Raw genomic sequence first — 17,380 nt, forward strand, 5'->3', positions numbered from 1 at the left:
CATGTTCAGACTTTCCGGAGAGTGACGGAACCCTCACTTCCGCGAGACCGTGAGGTTGATCTTTTAGGGTTCAGACCCGATAAGCTCCCGTGCGGCGCAGCGAGTTGGCGTGATCGTGACCGGTCGGCACGTGGAGCGTCCTCCCGAGTGCGGTCCGTCCTCGCACGCCCCCCCCTGTTCGTTCGTGTCGCTTCGAAGGATGCAGATGGAACTCGCCACTCCGCCACCGGCGGCGCGGGCCCCTGTCGCCTGGTACGGCTGGTGGCTGATGCCACTGGCCTTAGGCGGCGGGACGGTCGCCGCCACGTTCATGAGCCCGGAGCGAATAACCGAGACCGTGGCCGGAGCGGCGGCCACCGCGGCCAGTGCCGTGTGCGTCCGGCTGCTGGTCCGCACCCAGACCCGACTACGCCGAGCCGAAAGCGGTTTCCGCACCGCGCAGGCCGAGTACTCCCAGCAGTGGCAACAGCATGTGGCGGGCCTGGAGCGGAAGTTCGGCGCCGAGCGCGCCGCGCTGGAAGACCAACTGACCGAGCACTCCAGCGCCTACGAGAGTCGGCTCACCGACCACTCCGGTGCCTACGAGGCCCAACTCGCCGAGCAGGCGCGGGCGTACGAGGAGCGGCTGAACGCGCAGGCCGAGTCCTACGAGGCACAGCTCGCCGACCGGGCCGAGGTGTGGCAGGAACAACTGGCCTACCAGCTCACCGCGGTGTCGAAGCTCGCGGACGAGCAACTCCCCGCAGCGCTCCAGCAGTTGCGCGCCGGTGACGCCATCGACGACCTGCTGCCGGTCGCGAGCGAGTGCGCGAAGGTCAGCGCCGAACTCCAGGCCGAACTGCGCAAGGTGCTGAGGATCTCGCTCATCGGCGTCGAGGAGGAGTTCAACCGCTCCACCGCCGCCGAGCAGGCCGTCATCAGCATCGGCAACCGCATCCACGTACTGACCAGCAAGCTCCGCGGCCGACTGCACGAACTCCAGGGCGAGCACGGGCGGTTGCCCGCCGTCGCCCGCGGTCTGATGGAGCTGGACCAGGAGATCGGCCCCGCCGACTGTCTCGCCGCGAGCGTCGGTGTGCTCGGCGGCTCGGACCGGCCCGGCCGGCAGTGGCAGGAGCCGCAGCGACTGCTCAGCGTGGTGCGCGGCGGCATCGGCCGGATCAAGGACTTCCACCGCGTCGACGTACGCCAGTTGCCCGAACTCGGCGTCGACGGCGGCCTGGTGGACCACCTCACGCTGATCTTCGCCCACCTCCTGGACAACGCGGCCCGCTACTCGCCGCCCACCGAGCCGGTGATCGTCTCCGGCAAGGAGGTGCCCAACGGCGTCGGCATCGAGATCCAGGACTCCGGCAAGGGCCTCAGCGAGGAGTCCAAGCGCGAGGCCGAGCACGCCCTCGCCGGCACCGGCGGCGGATCCGGCCTCGGCGGCATCTCGGAGGACGCCAGCATCGGGCTCCGCGTCGTCGGCACCCTGGCCCGCCGCTACGGCATCCGCGTCACCTTCGCGGACTCGCCCTGGCTCGGCACCTCCGTCGTCGTGGTGGTCCCGCACAAGTACTTCAGCCAACTGCCCCCGGCCGCCGTGACCGGAACCCCGTCGTTCCAGGCCGCCGCGAGTGCGGCGCTGACACGTGTACCGGCCGGCGCCGAGACCCCCGCCGAGCCTGTCGAGACGGCGGACACCACACCCGGCGGGCTACCCAGGCGCCGTAGCAGACGCGGTGAGACGGCGCGGCCCCAGGTGGCCGAACGGGTCGAGCGGACCGGGGTGATGGCCGTCTCCGTCGTTCCGCCCGACGCCTCCTTCGCCGGGCTGGCGGCCTTCGCCACCGCCGGGCGGGAGACCCCGGGGGAGGAACCGGCGTCCGCAGGCCGTGAGTTCACCGAGCACAGCACGGAAGAGAGCGACGAGTCCACATGACGCAACAGGGAACCGACGTGAGCTGGGCGCTCCGCGATCTGGTGGAGAGCATCCCGGAGATCCGCTTCGCCCTCGTGGCCTCCAGCGACGGCAAGGCGATCACCTCCTTCGGCGCGGAGGACCCCGACGACGTGGACCGCTTCGCGGCCGTGGTGGCCGGCCTGCAGGCGCTGGCCCAGCCGGTCGCCGAGCAATTCCCCAAGTACGCCGGGCAGTTGAGGCTGGCGATGATCGAGGTCGACGGCGGCCATCTCTTCGTCGTCCGTGCGGGCGTCGAGACGTATCTCGGCGTGCTGGCCCGCGAGGGCCTCGACCAGGGCCTGCTCGGGCACCAGATGCGGGACCTGGCCCGCAGGATGGGTGAGCTCCTCGGCACCACCGCGCGCCTGGAGGAGCACTCTGGATGAGTGCTCCCCGCCGGCCCGCGGATCCCTCCGGCCTTGAGCGTTACTACGTCCTCACCGGAGGGCGCAGCGGACCGGGCGGTTCGGCATCGAGCCTCGACGTGGCGACCCTCGTCGTCTCCCGCACCGCCCCCGTACCGGGCATGCAGCACGAGCACGAGGAGATCCTCCGGCGCTGCCGCGAGCCGCTGTCGGTGGCCGAACTCGGCGCCCACCTCGGACTCCCCTTCAACATTCTCGCGGTGCTGCTGGCGGATCTGCTGGAGGCAGACCGCGTCGAAGCCCGCGACCCCATCCCGGCGCACGGCGCCGGCAGCGGGCCCGACCTCGCGCTCCTTGAGGAGGTACTCAGTGGACTTCAAAGGCTTTGACCATCCCGGCTCACCGGTCGGTGACGGCACCCGCTCGGTGAAGGTGATGATCGCCGGCGGTTTCGGCACCGGGAAGACCACGATGGTCCGCTCGGTCAGCGACATCAAGCCGCTCACCACCGAGGAGACCCTCACCCAGGCGAGCGCCGGCGTCGACCACCTCATCGGGGTGACCGACAAGACGGAGACCACCGTCAGCCTCGACTTCGGCAAGATCGGCATCAACGACGAACTGGTCCTCTACCTGTTCGGGACACCGGGCCAGGAGCGGTTCTGGTTCCTGTGGAACGGCCTGTTCAAGGGCGCGCTCGGCGCGGTCGTCCTCGTCGACACCCGCCGCCTCGCCTCCAGCTTCCGGGCGATCGAGGAGATGGAGCGGCAGGACGTCCCGTTCGTCATCGCGCTGAACGTCTTCCCCGACTCCCCGGAGCACCCGGTCGACGAGATACGCGACGCCCTGGACATCTCCCCGGACATCCCGGTCGTGGCCTGCGACGCCCGCGACCGCTCCTCCAGCCGTGACGTACTGGTCGCGCTGATACGGCACTTGAAGGACCGCTCGGCCGTCGTCGCACTGGAGCCCCGATGACCGACCAGACCTTGGACGGCCAGGATGCCCCGCGCGGCTGCCCCGTCGCCCACGGCCCGTCCGACGACCTCACCCGGCTGTACGGACCGGACGCGGCGACCGACCCGCGAGGCATCTACGAGCGGCTGCGCGAGGAACACGGCTCCGTGGCACCGGTGTTGCTGGAGGGCGACGTCCCCGCCTGGCTGGTCCTCGGGTACCGCGACAACCGGCGGGTGCTGGACAACCCCCGCCAGTTCACCCGGGACGCGCGGATCTGGCGGGACTGGCGGGAGGGCCGGGTCGCCGACACGTCGCCGCTGATGCCGATGCTCGGCTGGCGCCCGGACTGCGTCTCCCAGGACGGCGAACCGCACCGCAGGCTGCGCGGCGCGGTGACCGACGGACTGCTCGCCGCCTCCGGCCGGGGTGTCCGGCGGCATGCGACCTTCTTCGCCAACAAGCAGATCGACGCGTTCGCGGGCGACGGCCGCGCCGATCTGGTGGCGGACTACGCCGAGTACCTTCCGATGCTCGTCCTCACCCGCATCCTCGGGCTTCCCGCGGCGGACGGGAACCGGCTCGTCGAGTCAAGTGCCCAGGTTCTCAAGGGCGGTGAGGACGCGCTGCTGCACAACGACCGCATCATCGAGATCCTCGGCGAACTCGCCGAGCGCAAACGGGCCGAGCCGGGCTCGGACTTCACCACCGCGCTCATCGGGCATCCGGCGGGGCTCGACGCGGAAGAGGTCGTCATGCATCTGCGGCTGGTGCTGATCGCCGCGCACACCACCACGAGCAACCTGTTGGCGCGGGTGTTGCAGCGGATCCTCACCGATACCTCTCGGCTTTCCGGGCTGGTGAGTGGGCAGTTGACCGTCTCGGCGGTGGTTGAGGAAGTCATGTGGGACACCCCTCCGTTGGCCGTCCTGCCGGGGCGGTTCGCCACGGCGGATCTCGAACTCGGGGGGCATCGGATCGGGGAGGGGGATCTGCTCGTTCTCGGGCTCGGTGCGGGGAATGTCGATCCGGAGGTTCGGCCGGACGCGGGGATGTCCATGCAGGGCAACGAGTCGCATCTGGCGTTCAGTTCGGGGCCGCACGAGTGCCCGGGGCAGAGTATCGGGCAGGCGATTCTTGAGGTCGGGGTTGATGTGTTGCTGCATCGGTTGCCGGGGTTGCGGTTGGGTGGCTCGGCGGGGGAGCTGACTTCTACGGCGTCCACGTGGGAGTCGCGATTGGATGCGCTGCCGGTTGAGTTCGCCTTGTGAGTCGGTAGTACTTCGGGTGCGGGTTGGTGGGGGCTGGTCGCGCAGTTCCCCGTGTCTCTAAAAAAGCTGCCCGACCCCTTGTCGAGCAGCTTGTGTCCCCTCTGTTACACCGCCAACAAGTCGTCCGACGAAGCCTCCTCCTTCGCCGCGTAGCGGCCCGACACCAGTGCCCACTCGTAGTTGCCGTTGATCCAGTGCTGGATGGCTTCCACGCCCTGGTTGACTCGGCGGCGTTCGTTTTCGTCCAGGGACAACTCGTCGCACATCTGGGGGACTTGGGCCTCCAGTTCGAGGTACTCGGTGAGGCGGGCGTTCGTCATGCGGTAGGCCTCCTCGGCCGCCGCCTCCCATGAGCAGTGGCGTTCGCGGTGGAGGACGGCTATGAGGTTGTGGCCGTCGCCCCGGCGGCGTTCGCGTTCGAAGGAGTGGATGTCGTTCATGAAGCCGATGGTGTCGGCGGCGAGGTCACGCATGCGTTCCATCAGCGGGTGTGCCTGCACCTGGGCCGGGACCTCGAAGCCCCGGCTGCGTTCCCCGGCGTCGATGCTGTGGTGGATGCCGACCGTGCGGCGGCGGAACTCCGTGTACTCGTCGAGGTCCAGGGTGCCCGCGATGCCCCGGGCGGCGAGGTCGACCTCCTCGCAGTGGGCGACCAGGAAACGGCCCCAGGACGCCGCGAACCGGGTCCGCCACGTCAGGGACATGCCATCCGAAAGGTGGTTCCAGACCTCGGCCCAGGCCACCGTGATCGGGCAGACGACCCGGGGCCTGCTGCCCGCCGGACGCAAGGGCGTGACGATCAACTCCCGCGCCACCTCCAGTATCCGGTCGGCACGGTCGGGCCGGTTCGCGTCGAACTGGTCGTCGAAGAGGAAGGCCAGCGAGAACCAGTTCATCAGGACGACCATGTCCGCGGCCGACGCGTGCGGATAGGTGCGGGCCGCGGCCTGCGGGAGGTCCCACGACCGGTACTCCTCGAACCCGGCCTGGCTGCGCACCAGTCCCATGTCCCAGATCCAGCGCAGATGACGGGCGCGGGCGTACTCGAGATGCTCACTGACGGGAGTGTCGAAGGGGAGGTCGAAGGTGACGTCCTGAGGCATGCGCTTCCTTTCGGGAGACGGAACAAGGAGTCCCCCACTGCGAGCGGGCGGTCCGTTCGACCGCCCGCGCCCTCGAACTACGCTTCGTGGTACGAAAGTTGGACCCAGAAGCGCTACGAGGCTGCCCAGAGCCCAAATGATCTACACCCTGCCCCGATCGTGATCCCCGTTACTGCTCACGCCTCCTGAGCTGCGTACACTCCCACACCTCCGACGTATGTAAGCGCTACCCGTGCCTCCGCGATCTCCTCCGGCGGAGCGGCGAACGGATCACGGTCCAGGACCACCAGATCCGCCGACGCACCCGCCGCGACACGGCCGGAGTCGTCCAGGTGGTTCGCGTACGCCGACCCCGCCGTGTACGCCGTGACCGCCTCCGCGAGCCCGAGCCGCTCGTCCGGCAGGAACACCGGTCCGGCGCCGCCCGGTACGACCCGGTTGACCGCGACATGGATGCCGAGCAGCGGATCGGGACTGCTCACCGGCCAGTCGCTGCCCGCCGCGAGCGTGGCCCCGGACCGCAGCAGCGCCCCGAACGGGTACTGCCACAGGGCCCGTTCCGGTCCGAGGAACGGAATCGTCAGCTCGTCCATCTGCGGTTCGTGCGCCGCCCACAGCGGCTGGATGTTCGCCACCGCGCCGAGCCGCGCGAACCGCGGCACGTCGTCCGGGTGCACCACCTGCAGGTGTGCCAGATGCGGCCGGGTGTCACTCGGCCCGTTCGCCGCCCGCGCGGCCTCGACCGCGTCCAGCGCGTCCCGTACGGCCCGGTCGCCCAGCGCGTGGAAGTGGCACTGGAAGCCGAGCGCGTCCAACTCGGTGATGTACTTGGGCAGTTGGTCCGGGTCGATGAAGCTGGTGCCCCGATTGGCCGTGGCGCAGCCGCAGTTGTCGAGGTACGGGTCCAGGAGTGCGGCGGTGCCGGTCTCGGCGACGCCGTCCAGCATCAGTTTCACACTGCCCGCGTTGAACCGGCCGTGGCTCAACGCGGCCCGCCGCTCCATGAGTTCGGGGATCTGCTCGGCACCACGCGCCCGGTCCCACCACAGCGCGCCGACCACACGTGCGGTGAGCGAGCCGTCCCGGGCGGCGGCGAGATACACGTCCGAGGGATCGTCCATCCCCAGGAACTCCCCGACGAGCGCGTCCTGCCAGGCCGTGATCCCGAGTGAGTGCAGATGCCGTTGGGCGTGCAGCAGCGCGGCGAGCCGGTCGGCCCGCGTGACCGGCGGTGTGAGCCGGCCGACCAACTGCATCGCCCCCTCCTGGAGCGTCCCGGCCGGTTCGCCCGACGCGTCCCGCTCGATCCGCCCGTCCACCGGATCGGGCGTGTCCCGGGTGATGCCCGCCAGCTCCAGGGCCCGGCTGTTGACCCAGGCACCGTGATGGTCCCGGTTGGGCAGATACACCGGCCGGTCCGGCACGGCCGAGTCCAGCAGCTCCTTCGTCGGCGTACCGCCCTCGAACGCCTCCATCGACCACCCGCCCCCGGTGATCCACTCCCGCTCCGGATGCGCGTCCGCATAGGCCCGTACGGCGGCGACCGTGTCCTGTGCCGTCCTGGCCGTCGTCAGGTCGCACTGGGTCAGCTCAAGCCCCGCCGGCACCGGATGCACATGCGCGTCCTGGAACCCGGGCAGCAGCAACCGCCCCGCCAGATCGACGACTTGGGTGCGCGGCCCGGCGAGCTCGTGCACCTCGGCATGTCCTACGGCGGTGATCCGGTCGCCGGTGACGGCCACGGCGGTCGCGGTGCGGCCCTCGGGGGTGAGGACAGGGCCGTTGGTGAAGAGGAGGTCTGCGTGCATGGTCCGTTTCCTGGTGGGGGTCATCGAGAGGTCGCGAGCAACTGCGGGGCGTCGGCGTCGGTGCCGTGCCCGGACCGGAAGTAGGGCGACCTGCGCACCCACTTCGCCCAGGCGGCGGCCACGAAACCCGACGCGATCATCGCCAGCGGGGTGAGCAGCAGGAACCAGCCGTTGTCCGCGCTGACTTCGAGGTGATCGGTGGACGTGTAGAAGGACCAGCAGAGGTAACCGCCCAGTCCCAGCAGGGAGATGGCGCTCAGCGTGGGCAGCACCACCGCCCGCACCCCCTGCCGCCAGTCCTCGCGGAGGAGGGAGCGGAAGCGTACGGCGGCGGCGAGGGCGGTCAGTGCGTAGGAGAGGGCGACGACGATGCCCACGGCGTTCACCGTCGCCATGATCATGTCGGCGAGGCGGGGTATCACCAGGGCGAGTGCGGCAACCGCCGTGGCCAGCGCGCCGATCAGCAGGGTGCCGAGGGCCGGGGTGCCGTAGCGGGAGCTGACCTTCGACCAGACCGGGCCGAGCGTGCGGTCGCGGCTCATGGCGAACATGCCGCGGGCGGTGGGGATCACGCCGGCCTGGAGGGAGGCGACCGCCGAGAACATCAGGGCCACCAGCGGCAGCGCGGCCAGCGGCTGGGAGGCGAGGCGGTCGCCGAAGTACGCCAGGCCCTGGGCGCCGTGGCCCGCCAACTCGCCCTCGGACAGGACGCGTTGGAAGGCGATCGAGCCGAGCAGGAACAGGCCCAGCATCGTCACCAGGGTGATGATGCCCGCCCGGGACGCGTCGCGCGGGTCGCGCACCTCCTCGTTCACGGTGAACGCGGCCTCGAATCCCCAGTAGCAGAACACCGACAGGAGCAGTCCCTGCGCGAGCGCGGCTGCCGAGGGGATCGCGAAGGGGTCGAACCAGCTCAGGCTGAAGGCGTGCGGGCCGGTGACGATGCCGTAGCCGCAGAAGCCGAGCAGGACGACGTACTCGAAGATCAGCAGGCCGGTCTGGAGGCGGGCGACGGTGCGGACGCCGGTGACCGCGGTCAGGGTGACGGCGACCAGGACGACGATGCCGACCGCCGTCGTCTGAGCTGTAGAGCCGGGGTCGAGGGTGAGCCCGGCCAGCCGATGCAGTCCGGCCTCCCCGGCGAGCTGGATCATGGCCGAGCCGGTGACCGCCGTGGTGTACGCCAGGAACGCGATCGTCGCGACGATGTTCACCCAGCCGACCAGGAAGCCGAGCCACGGAGTGAGTGAACGGCCCACCCACACATAGCCGTTGCCCGCGTTCGGCTCGACCTTGTTCAGCCGGGTGTAGGCGCCCGCGATGCCCAGGATCGGCAGGAACGCCAGCAGCATGATGGCCGGCAGATGCAGCCCGACCACCCCGGCGGTCACGCCGAGACCGATGCCGATGCTGGTGGTCGCGGCGGTGCTGGACGCGGCGATGGCGACGCCGTCCAGCAGACCGAGGGACTTGCGCAGTGCGGGCCCCGACGGGGGTGGCGTGTCGATCATGGCGTGCTCTCCGCTCGCACCGGGGGGCCCGAACGGCCCCGGTGAACGCACATGAAACTGCCCGCGCACTTAACAGGTCAACGGTGTTGTCGTAAGGTGCGGGCACCCGGACCCGGACCCCAGCAGCGAGGAGGTCGTCGTATGAGCGAGCGAGTCGTCCCGGCCGCCGACCGGCGGCGCAGACGCCCCACCAAACAGGGCGTCGTCCTGTCCGAGGAGCTGATCGTCGAGACCGCCCTCAGACTCATCGAGGAGCACGGCGCCGACGCCCTCTCCGTGCGCCGCCTCGGCCGCGCGCTCGGCGCCGACCCCAGCTCCCTGTACCGCTACTTCCGGCACACCGACGACCTGATGCTGGCCGTCGCCGACGAGCTGATCGGCCGGACGCTGCGCACCTGGCGCCCCAGCGGCGACTGGCGGGCCGACCTGCGGGACCTCGGCCTGCGCATGCACGCGGGCGCGCTCGCGCATCCGAGGGCGGCGGTGCTCAGCGCGTACCGGGTCACCGGGCGGGTGTACGAGATCCAGGCCGTGGAGACGATCCTCGGGGTGCTGCGCCGGGCCGGGTTCCCCGACGCCGACGCGGTGCGGATCTACCACTCCTACGTCGACCAGGCCCTCGCGTTCAGCGCCCTCGACTCCGCGAACACGGCGCTGCCGAAACCCGCCCGCGATGCCGAGGCGGCTGTGTGGAAGGCGACGTACGCGCAGCTGCCCGCCGACAGGTATCCGCACATCGCGGCGACGGCCCGCCATCTCGTGGCCACCATGCGGCACAGTTCGTACCCGGCGGCCCTGGATCTGCTGCTGAGCGCGGCGGCGGCGCGCCTCGCCGAGATCCAGGCCCTGCCTACGAGGAGCGCGGGGCGAAGGCCGTCGTCGTGAAGGTGGCCTTGTTGGCGCGCGTCGTGCCGCCGGTGATCCACCAGCGCGTGGGGCGCTCGCCGTAGAACCCGAACCTGGGGTCGGCGCCCCAGTTCAGAACCAGTTCGTCCTTGCCGTCCCCGTCGAAGTCGGCTGCCCCCACGGGCCGGGCGTGGCGCCACTTCGCCGGGATCTTCCTGCCGTCCGCCGTGGCGGGCCCGTTGCGCAGGACGGCGGTCCGTCGGGTGCCGTCGATGAGCGTGGCGCCCGCGTACGTGGCGACCAGGACAGCGTCCCGGCCGTCGCCGTCCGGGTCGGCGGCCGTATAGCCGCCCGGCCCATAGTCGGTGCGCGCGGACCGGGGCGCCTCGGGCAGGCGGTACGTCACCGGTGCGCCGCCGTCGCCGGGATACACGGCGAGGGACCCGTCGACCTCGGCCGGCTCGGTCTCGTAGCCAGGCTCGTCGTTACGGCCGCCGTCGTCGCCCACGGCCACATCGCGCTGCCCGTCGCCGTCGAAGTCACCGAACGCGTGGGCGTTCCCTTTCCTCAACTGCCTCGTCGAGGCGGACAGTTGAGCACGGGGCCGGGCCGTGTAGAGGGTGTTGCCGGACTGTTCGCCGTCGTTCACCGCGTGCAGGAGCAGTGAGGTCGCGCGAGGAGTGCCGGACGGGTCGATGGTGTCGGCGATCAGTTCGCCGTCGGCCCAGGGAAGGCTCGTGTCGGTGCGGGCGGGCGTGCCCGAGCGGGTGAACGGGCCGTACAGCACCACCATGGACGAGTGGTTGTAGGCGAGGCCGGCGAGGTCGTGGTGCCCGTCCCCGTCGAAGTCGCCGCGCACCAGAGACCGGACGCCCAACTTGCTCGCGCTCTGGGGCAGTTGGACCGGTGTGGCGGAGGCCGCCGCGGTGGATCCGCCCCAGGTGACGTACGGGACGGTGCGCGGGGCGCTGACGTTGCCGTCCGACACCATCGAGCCCTGGACGGACGTGACGAAGTCGGGGAAACCGTCGCCGTCCAGATCGGCGGTCGTGACGTCCGCGCCGGACACCGAGTCCGCCGGCGCCAAGAGCTGCTTGCCCGGCGCGGGCAGGCCCAGGTCGGCACGGCCGTAGACCCTGCGCGTCGACGGGTCGAGGCCCTTGGCCGATCCGTAGACCACGACGACCCGTTCGTCGGTGGCGCTCTCGCCGCCGCCGACGACGATCGGCACCACGAGGTCGCGGTGCCCGTCGCCGTTGAGGTCGTCGGGGTCCTTGGAACCCTTGCCCGGAGCGGGAGTTCGGCTCGCGGTGCCGGTGGCCGGTGCTCCCGAGGAGGGCGACGACTCATCGGCGGTGCCGCTCCCGCTTCCGCCGCCGCATCCGCTGATCGGAGCGAGCGCGGTGCAGAGGGCGAGGGTCACTACGGCTGTACGGGGCTTCATCCGCCCCACTCTCGCACCCCGCGTCACACCCGAACCAGGAGAGCCGCGCGGTTGTTGCACGTTCGTTGATCGACGCCAGTTGTCGGCATCAACTCGCCGAATCTGGAAACCCGTTGGGTGCGTGGCAACTGGATTCGCCCCTTGCGCGCCTGGATCTTCGGAGGACACATGGCACTCGTGACCGCAGGCTTCGTGGTGCTCGACGCGGTCGAGCCGGAGAAGCTCGCCGTGTTCTACACGGAGTTGCTGGACGGCGAGCAGACCGACATCACCCTCGACCAGGTCGAGATCAGGGGTGCGGACGGGACCCGGCTGGCGTTCCGCCGGGACGTCAGCGCCACACCGGCGAGCTGGCCGCGCGCCGAGAACAACCAACAGGTCCACCTGGACTTCCTGGTGGAGGACCTGGACGAGGCGGAGCGCCGGATCATCGGCCTCGGCGGACGCGCGTTGGAGACCAAGGACATGCCGGGTCCGTACCAGGAGCGCGTGTACGCGGACCCGGGCGGCCACTCCTTCACGATCCGCCCGGTGCCGCCCACGGCCGCCGACCAGAGCTGACGAGGCTCAACTCCCGGTCGCCCCGGCCCCATTGGTCGACTCCCGGCGGCCCTGACCCCAACCGGTCTACTCCCGGCCGCCCTTGTCCTTCACCGGCCAGATCCCCGTCGAGTGTTCGATGGCCTTCGCGCCGGTGCGGTCCGCCGCGCTGCGCGCCACCGCGAAGAGGGCGCCCTGGAGCGCGGCGGCGAACAGGATCTCGGCCCAGCCGCGGTCCCGGTCCAGCGGGTCGGGGGCGTTGTCCTCGTGCCGTACCGCCTTCCACGCGGCGCGGAAGGCACGGCCCGCCAGCGCACCGCTCACCAGGCCCAGCACGAGGCCGACGGGCTGGTAGACGAGGGGGAGCTTCTTCTTCTTGGCCTTGGTCACGGGGGTCTCCTTCTGCGGACGAGCCGGTCGGCACCCCGACGGTGTCACCGAAACCGGGGCTTCGGTAGAGGGTGTGAGCAGCACTTTCAGGGGCAGTCGGCGTAGATGAGCGACACAACTGCCGACCCAGCGAACGACAGTGACACAGACGGCGCCACAGAGAGTGAGACGGACGGCGCCACGGACCGTAAGACCCGGGTCACCGTTCTCATCGCGCTCGCCGCCAACCTGGTCATCGCGGCCGCCAAGGCCGTCGGCGGTCTGGTCGCCGGGTCGCCCGCGCTGCTCTCGGAGGCCGCGCACTCGGTGGCCGACAGCCTCAACGAGGTCTTCCTCCTCGCCGCGCTGCGCCGCAGCCGCCGCCCCGCCGACCAACGGCACCCCTTCGGCTACGGCAAGGAGCGCTTCTTCTGGTCGCTGCTCGCCGCCGTGGGGATCTTCGTGATGGGTGCCTGCTTCTCCGTGTTCCAGGGCGTCGAGGCGCTGCGCAACGGCGCGGAGGAGACGTCCACCGGCTATGTCGTGGGCCTGGTCGTGCTCGCCGTGTCCCTGGTCGTCGAAGGGATCTCCCTGCTGCGGGCCCTGCACCAGGTGCGTGCCCAGGGCGGCGGCAAGGAAGCCCTGCGCGACCCCGCGCTGCGGACCGTCGTCGCCGAGGACGGCACGGCCGTGCTCGGCGTGACCCTCGCCATGATCGGCATGGCCCTGCACATGATCACCGGGCAGGTGGTGTGGGAGGCGTCCGCCTCGCTCGCGATCGGGGTGCTGCTGGGCTATGTCGCCTACCGTCTGGGCCGCGACGCCCGCGACCAGCTCATCGGCGAGGCCGTGGACCCCGAACTGAGCGACAGGATCCGCTCGTTGCTGGCCGCCGAACCCGAGATCGACAGTGTGGAAGCGCTGTTCACGATGCGGATGGGGCTCGACTCGACGATGGTCGCCGCCCGGATCGACCTCGTTCCCGGCATGGACAGCGAACGGGTCGAGGAGGTCTCCATGCGCATCAAGGAGTCCCTGGGCCGTGCGGTGTCCGAGACCGGCGAGATCTTCCTGGACATCACCGACCGGACGGTGGCACGGGCAGCCGAAAGCCCCGCCGCGACGGGGGAGCGCGGCGGGGCCTGAACGTCGGTTGCCCGACGGTCACCGGTTCATGCGCCCCGGAACCGGAAAAGTCTCCGGGGCGGAACCGGCCTGGTGGACGCGGCTCCCGGACTCAGCTTCCGTCGGCCGGTTCGAGCACGAACACGGGGATCTGCCGGTCCGTCTTCGTCTGGTACTCGGCGTACGGGGGATACGCGGCGACCGCCCGCTCCCACCACGCGGCCTTCTCGTCGCCGGTGACCTCGCGGGCCGTCAGGTCCCACTTCTGCGGTCCGTCCTGCAACTCGACATGCGGTTCGGCCTGCACGTTGAAGTACCAGACCGGGTGCTCGGGGGCGCCGCCCTTGGAGGCGACCACGGCATAGGCCCCGTCGTGCTCGACCCGCATCAGCGGGGTCTTGCGGATCTTCCCGCTCTTGGCGCCCACCGTCGTCAGCAGGATCACGGGCAGACCCGTGTCCGCCAACGTGGTCCCCTTGGTGCCGCCGGAGCCCTCGTACAGCTCGACCTGGTCGCGCACCCACTGCGACGGGCTGGGTTCGTACTCGCCCTCAAGAGGCATGGCATTCGTCCCATCTCGCGTTCTACGGCTGTCTAGCACCGAGATTCAACACCAGCCGGTGCGTGATTCATCCATGCCGCGACTCTCTTCGGCCACGTCCCTTCCACCGGGTGATGACCTCGGAGGTAATCGCACCGGAACGGCTCCCGCGGCACAGTCGGAACCTCGCACGACCACCGGCCGAGAAGGGGTACCCATGTCGTCGACTCCGACCACCCGCACCGTCGTGGAGGACCTGCTGTACCGGATCGGCCACGCCGAGCCCGAGCGCGTCGCGGAGCTGTACGCCGAGCACGCCGACTGGAAGCTGAACTGGCCCGAGGACGAGCACGGCCGCGCCGCCACCCCGTGGATCCGGCACCGCGCCACCCGCGCCGACGCGGCCGACCACTACCGGGACCTCGCCGCCCACCATGTGCCCGGACGGGCCGGCACGGAGATCGAGCGCATCCTGGTCGACGGCGCCGACGCGGTGGTGCTCGGCGAGATCCGGCTGACCGCGAGGCCCACCGGACGGCCCTATCGGGCCAGGTTCGCCCTCCATCTCACGGTCCGGGACGGACTGATCGTCCGACACCATGTGTACGAGGACAGCCTCGCCGTGGCCCGGGCCTTCGCGAGCTGAACGGACTCGCGCCGATCTTGGGACCGAGCGAAGCGGACCGCCAGGTTCGGCCAGATTGTAGGCACCACCGATCTGGCCGAACATCGGGTGGCCTCATAGGTGCCTCGGGCATCTAATGAAGATCGGTAAGACGCACTCTTCGTCTGCGAGGTCTTCCATGACGGAACTGACGGAACTGACGGAACTGACCGGCCCGGCCGACCTGACCGAACCCGTCGCCTTCCCGCAGGACCGCACCTGCCCCTACCACCCGCCCACCGGCTACGACCCGCTGCGCGCCGTCCGCCCGCTGACCCGCATCACGCTCTACGACGGCCGCACGGCGTGGCTCGTGACCGGACACACCGCCGCCCGCGCGCTGCTGGCCGACCAGCGCCTGTCCACGGACCGCACCCACCCCGACTTCCCCGTGATCAACGGACGGTTCGCTGCGGTCCGCGACCGGAGGGTCGCCCTGCTGGGTGAGAACGACCCCAAGCACCGCACCCAGCGGCGGATGATGATCCCCGGCTTCACCGTCAAGCGCGCCACGGCGATGCGGCCCGGCATCCAGCGGATCGTGGACGAGCTGCTCGACGCGATGATCGCCCGGGGCCCGACGGCCGACCTGGTGTCCGCGTTCGCGCTCCCCGTGCCGTCGATGGTGATCTGCGCGCTGCTCGGCGTGCCGTACGCCGACCACGAGTTCTTCGAGGCCCAGTCCCGACGTCTGCTGCGCGGCCCCAGGGCCGAGGACAGCCAGGACGCGCGCGATCAACTCGACGCGTATCTCGGCGAGTTGATCGACCGCAAACAGCGGGATCCGGGCGAGGGGCTGCTGGACGACATGGTCCGGGAGCAGCTGAACGAAGGGACCCTGGACCGCGCCGAGTTGATCTCCTTCGCGGTCATCCTCCTCGTCGCGGGCCACGAGACGACCGCCAACATGATCTCCCTGGGCACCTTCACCCTGCTGCGCCATCCCGAACGGCTGGCCGAACTCCGGGACGATCCGGGGCTGTTGCCGGACGCGGTCGAGGAACTGATGCGGTCGCTGTCCATCGTCGACGGGCTGATGCGGCTCGCCGTCGAGGACATCGAGCTGGACGGCACGACGATCCGGGCCGGCGAGGGCGTGGTCTTCTCGACCGCCGTCATCAACCGCGACGAGAACGTCTACACCGCCCCGGACACCCTGGACTGGCACCGGCCCACCCGCCACCACGTCTCGTTCGGCTTCGGCATCCACCAGTGCCTCGGCCAGAACCTGGCCCGCGCCGAACTGGAGATCGCCCTGCACAGCCTCTTCGACCGGCTGCCCACGCTGCGGCTGGCCGTTCCCGCGGAGGAGATCCCCTTCAAACCCGGCGACACGATCCAGGGGATGCTGGAACTCCCCGTGACCTGGTAAGAGGCTGCGCTCCATGCACACGGAAATCCACATCGACAAGGACATCTGCATCGGGGCGGGCCAGTGCGCCCTGGCCGCCCCGAGCGTCTTCACCCAGGACGACGACGGCTACAGCACGCTGCTGCCGGGCAAGGAGGACGGCGGCGACGCCCCGATGCTCAGGGAGGCGGCACGGGCCTGCCCGGTGAGCGCGATCACTGTGTCGGACACGGTGGGCTGAGGGGCTGAGGGGCTGAGGGGCTGGCGGGCCCATGGGTTGAGGGGCGGAGTGGTCGATGGTTTGAGGGGCTGAAGGAGTGAGGGTGGTCGGTCGGCTGAGCCGAGTCGGCCGAACGCCGGAGCCGATGGACCCACCACCCCGAGTGCCCCCACCTCAACCGGTCCACCTCACCCGGCCCACCTCACCCGGCCCGCAGCAGCGACACCGCCGCCGCGCGCGCCTCCGTCGCCGGTTCCGCACTCCCCGTGATGCCCGCCGTGACCATGGCGCCCTCGGCCAGCAGGAACAGCTGCCCGGCCAGTGCGGCGGGCAGCCCCGCGTCCGTCACGAGAGCGGTGAGGTACTCGCGGAACGCCCGCTTGTGCGCCCGAACTTGGGCCACCACCCGCTCCGAGGTCGAGCCCAGTTCGCCGTACGAGTTGATCCAGGCGCAGCCGCGGAAGTCGGCCTCGCCGAACCACCCCTCCAGCCAGTCGAAGACGGCCGGAATCCGCTCCCGCGGATCATCGTGCCGCTCGACGTGTTCGGCGAGGTGTCCGCGCCAGCGCAGGTCACGCCGTTCGAGATACGCCTCCACCAACTCCTCCTTCGCGGGGAAGAGTTGATAGAGCCGCTTGAGGGAGAGCCCGGAGGCGGTGCGCACGGCGTCCATGCCGACGGACTGAACCCCGCGCCCGTAGAACAGCTTCTCGGCGGCGTCCAGCGCCTGCTCCCGGGCTGCTGCGCTGTCCATCGAACGACCCCTCCTTGACCTGAGAACGTGCGTTCTCTACGGTAGCAGTCGCCAGGAGAACGCACGTTCTCCGCACTTCGCCGCTCTGGAGACGACCATGGCCGACCGCCCTCCCCTCCCGCCCTTCACCCGCGAGACCGCGGCGCGGAAGGTCCAGGCCGCCGAGGACGCCTGGAACACCCGTGACCCGCAGCGCGTGGCGCTCGCCTACTCCGAGGACTCCGTCTGGCGCAACCGCGACACCTTCGTCACCGGCCGCGCCGAGATCGTCGCGTTCCTCACCGCGAAGTGGGCCCGCGAGCACGAGTACGCGCTGCGCAAGGATCTGTGGGCCTTCGACGGCGACCGCATCGCGGTCCGCTTCCAGTACGAGTGCCGGGACGAGGCCGGGCAGTGGTGGCGGTCGTACGGCAACGAGCTGTGGGAGTTCGACGAGCACGGCCTGATGACCCGGCGCGAGGCGAGCATCAACGACCTGGCCATCGAGGAGAGCGAACGGCGCCTCTTCGGGGCGCGACCGGAGGCGGAGCGCGGCCTGTCCTTCCCGCTCCAGTAGGTTCCCCTCC

General features: G+C 70.5%; 19 protein-coding genes. 12 read left to right on the top strand and 7 right to left on the bottom strand.

The genetic code is table 11. The features are described 5' to 3' along the window. Window positions 1-205 precede the first annotated feature (205 nt). Genes ACIRRY_RS04960 through ACIRRY_RS04980 form a run of 5 tightly spaced genes read left to right on the top strand, consistent with a single transcriptional unit; the run spans window position 206 to window position 4,538 of the window. On the top strand, window positions 206-1,924 hold the full coding sequence (locus ACIRRY_RS04960; protein WP_403967973.1) for an ATP-binding protein: 1,719 nt from the start codon (window positions 206-208) through the stop codon (window positions 1,922-1,924). Further along, the gene (locus ACIRRY_RS04965) at window positions 1,921-2,331 is read left to right on the top strand and encodes a roadblock/LC7 domain-containing protein (protein ID WP_019057749.1); all 411 of its coding nucleotides are present in this window, start codon (window positions 1,921-1,923) and stop codon (window positions 2,329-2,331) included. Before ACIRRY_RS04960 ends, ACIRRY_RS04965 begins: the two co-directional genes overlap by 4 nt. Then, window positions 2,328-2,699 (top strand): DUF742 domain-containing protein, encoded by a 372-nt coding sequence (locus ACIRRY_RS04970; RefSeq protein ID WP_403967975.1) that lies wholly within the window; start codon window positions 2,328-2,330, stop codon window positions 2,697-2,699. The genes ACIRRY_RS04965 and ACIRRY_RS04970 overlap by 4 nt, the downstream gene beginning before the upstream one ends. Continuing rightward, on the top strand, window positions 2,680-3,288 hold the full coding sequence (locus tag ACIRRY_RS04975; RefSeq protein WP_403967977.1) for a GTP-binding protein: 609 nt from the start codon (window positions 2,680-2,682) through the stop codon (window positions 3,286-3,288). The genes ACIRRY_RS04970 and ACIRRY_RS04975 overlap by 20 nt, the downstream gene beginning before the upstream one ends. Continuing rightward, a complete protein-coding gene (locus tag ACIRRY_RS04980) occupies window positions 3,285-4,538 on the top strand; it encodes a cytochrome P450 (RefSeq protein WP_403967979.1) in 1,254 nt (417 codons plus the stop codon). Before ACIRRY_RS04975 ends, ACIRRY_RS04980 begins: the two co-directional genes overlap by 4 nt. 104 nt (window positions 4,539-4,642) lie before the next feature. On the opposite strand, the gene ACIRRY_RS04985 is transcribed toward ACIRRY_RS04980, so the two are convergent. From ACIRRY_RS04985 to ACIRRY_RS04995, 3 genes are all read right to left on the bottom strand, one after another. Then, window positions 4,643-5,641 (bottom strand): terpene cyclase, encoded by a 999-nt coding sequence (locus ACIRRY_RS04985; RefSeq protein ID WP_403967981.1) that lies wholly within the window; start codon window positions 5,639-5,641, stop codon window positions 4,643-4,645. A 176-nt stretch (window positions 5,642-5,817) separates the two neighbouring features. Continuing rightward, a complete protein-coding gene (locus tag ACIRRY_RS04990) occupies window positions 5,818-7,449 on the bottom strand; it encodes an amidohydrolase (RefSeq protein ID WP_403967983.1) in 1,632 nt (543 codons plus the stop codon). Between the two features lie 20 nt (window positions 7,450-7,469). Then, window positions 7,470-8,960: an APC family permease gene (locus ACIRRY_RS04995; protein WP_403967985.1), complete on the bottom strand. Its 1,491-nt coding sequence runs from the start codon at window positions 8,958-8,960 to the stop codon at window positions 7,470-7,472. 141 nt (window positions 8,961-9,101) lie between these two features. Here ACIRRY_RS04995 and ACIRRY_RS05000 point away from each other — a divergent pair, with 141 nt between their 5' ends. Further along, window positions 9,102-9,845, top strand: a complete 744-nt coding sequence (locus tag ACIRRY_RS05000; protein ID WP_403967987.1) for a TetR/AcrR family transcriptional regulator — start codon at window positions 9,102-9,104, stop codon at window positions 9,843-9,845. Here ACIRRY_RS05000 and ACIRRY_RS05005 read toward each other — a convergent pair. Beyond that, a complete protein-coding gene (locus tag ACIRRY_RS05005) occupies window positions 9,811-11,250 on the bottom strand; it encodes an FG-GAP repeat domain-containing protein (RefSeq protein ID WP_403967989.1) in 1,440 nt (479 codons plus the stop codon). The two genes, ACIRRY_RS05000 and ACIRRY_RS05005, sit on opposite strands and share 35 nt — an antisense overlap. 168 nt (window positions 11,251-11,418) lie before the next feature. Here ACIRRY_RS05005 and ACIRRY_RS05010 point away from each other — a divergent pair, with 168 nt between their 5' ends. Next, the gene (locus ACIRRY_RS05010; RefSeq protein ID WP_403967991.1) at window positions 11,419-11,811 is read left to right on the top strand and encodes a VOC family protein; all 393 of its coding nucleotides are present in this window, start codon (window positions 11,419-11,421) and stop codon (window positions 11,809-11,811) included. A 66-nt stretch (window positions 11,812-11,877) separates the two neighbouring features. On the opposite strand, the gene ACIRRY_RS05015 is transcribed toward ACIRRY_RS05010, so the two are convergent. Continuing rightward, a complete protein-coding gene (locus ACIRRY_RS05015) occupies window positions 11,878-12,180 on the bottom strand; it encodes a DUF4235 domain-containing protein (protein ID WP_403967993.1) in 303 nt (100 codons plus the stop codon). 105 nt (window positions 12,181-12,285) lie between these two features. Between ACIRRY_RS05015 and ACIRRY_RS05020 the strand changes: the two genes are divergently transcribed. Beyond that, window positions 12,286-13,305, top strand: a complete 1,020-nt coding sequence (locus tag ACIRRY_RS05020) for a cation diffusion facilitator family transporter (RefSeq protein ID WP_403967995.1) — start codon at window positions 12,286-12,288, stop codon at window positions 13,303-13,305. A gap of 91 nt (window positions 13,306-13,396) precedes the next feature. On the opposite strand, the gene ACIRRY_RS05025 is transcribed toward ACIRRY_RS05020, so the two are convergent. After that, window positions 13,397-13,846, bottom strand: a complete 450-nt coding sequence (locus tag ACIRRY_RS05025; RefSeq protein WP_403967997.1) for a nitroreductase family deazaflavin-dependent oxidoreductase — start codon at window positions 13,844-13,846, stop codon at window positions 13,397-13,399. A gap of 196 nt (window positions 13,847-14,042) precedes the next feature. Between ACIRRY_RS05025 and ACIRRY_RS05030 the strand changes: the two genes are divergently transcribed. From ACIRRY_RS05030 to ACIRRY_RS05040, 3 genes are all read left to right on the top strand, one after another. Continuing rightward, the gene (locus ACIRRY_RS05030; RefSeq protein ID WP_403967999.1) at window positions 14,043-14,471 is read left to right on the top strand and encodes a nuclear transport factor 2 family protein; all 429 of its coding nucleotides are present in this window, start codon (window positions 14,043-14,045) and stop codon (window positions 14,469-14,471) included. 157 nt (window positions 14,472-14,628) lie between these two features. Beyond that, on the top strand, window positions 14,629-15,861 hold the full coding sequence (locus ACIRRY_RS05035) for a cytochrome P450 (RefSeq protein WP_403968001.1): 1,233 nt from the start codon (window positions 14,629-14,631) through the stop codon (window positions 15,859-15,861). A gap of 13 nt (window positions 15,862-15,874) precedes the next feature. Next, window positions 15,875-16,081, top strand: a complete 207-nt coding sequence (locus tag ACIRRY_RS05040; protein ID WP_403968003.1) for a ferredoxin — start codon at window positions 15,875-15,877, stop codon at window positions 16,079-16,081. 181 nt (window positions 16,082-16,262) lie between these two features. On the opposite strand, the gene ACIRRY_RS05045 is transcribed toward ACIRRY_RS05040, so the two are convergent. After that, window positions 16,263-16,814 carry a TetR/AcrR family transcriptional regulator gene (locus ACIRRY_RS05045; RefSeq protein WP_403968005.1) on the bottom strand — a complete coding sequence of 184 codons (552 nt, stop codon included), beginning with the start codon at window positions 16,812-16,814 and terminating at the stop codon, window positions 16,263-16,265. A 97-nt stretch (window positions 16,815-16,911) separates the two neighbouring features. Between ACIRRY_RS05045 and ACIRRY_RS05050 the strand changes: the two genes are divergently transcribed. After that, the gene (locus ACIRRY_RS05050) at window positions 16,912-17,370 is read left to right on the top strand and encodes a DUF1348 family protein (protein WP_403968007.1); all 459 of its coding nucleotides are present in this window, start codon (window positions 16,912-16,914) and stop codon (window positions 17,368-17,370) included. Window positions 17,371-17,380 lie beyond the last annotated feature (10 nt).

Source organism: Streptomyces sp. NPDC101776, assembly GCF_044766845.1.
Taxonomy (GTDB): domain Bacteria; phylum Actinomycetota; class Actinomycetes; order Streptomycetales; family Streptomycetaceae; genus Streptomyces.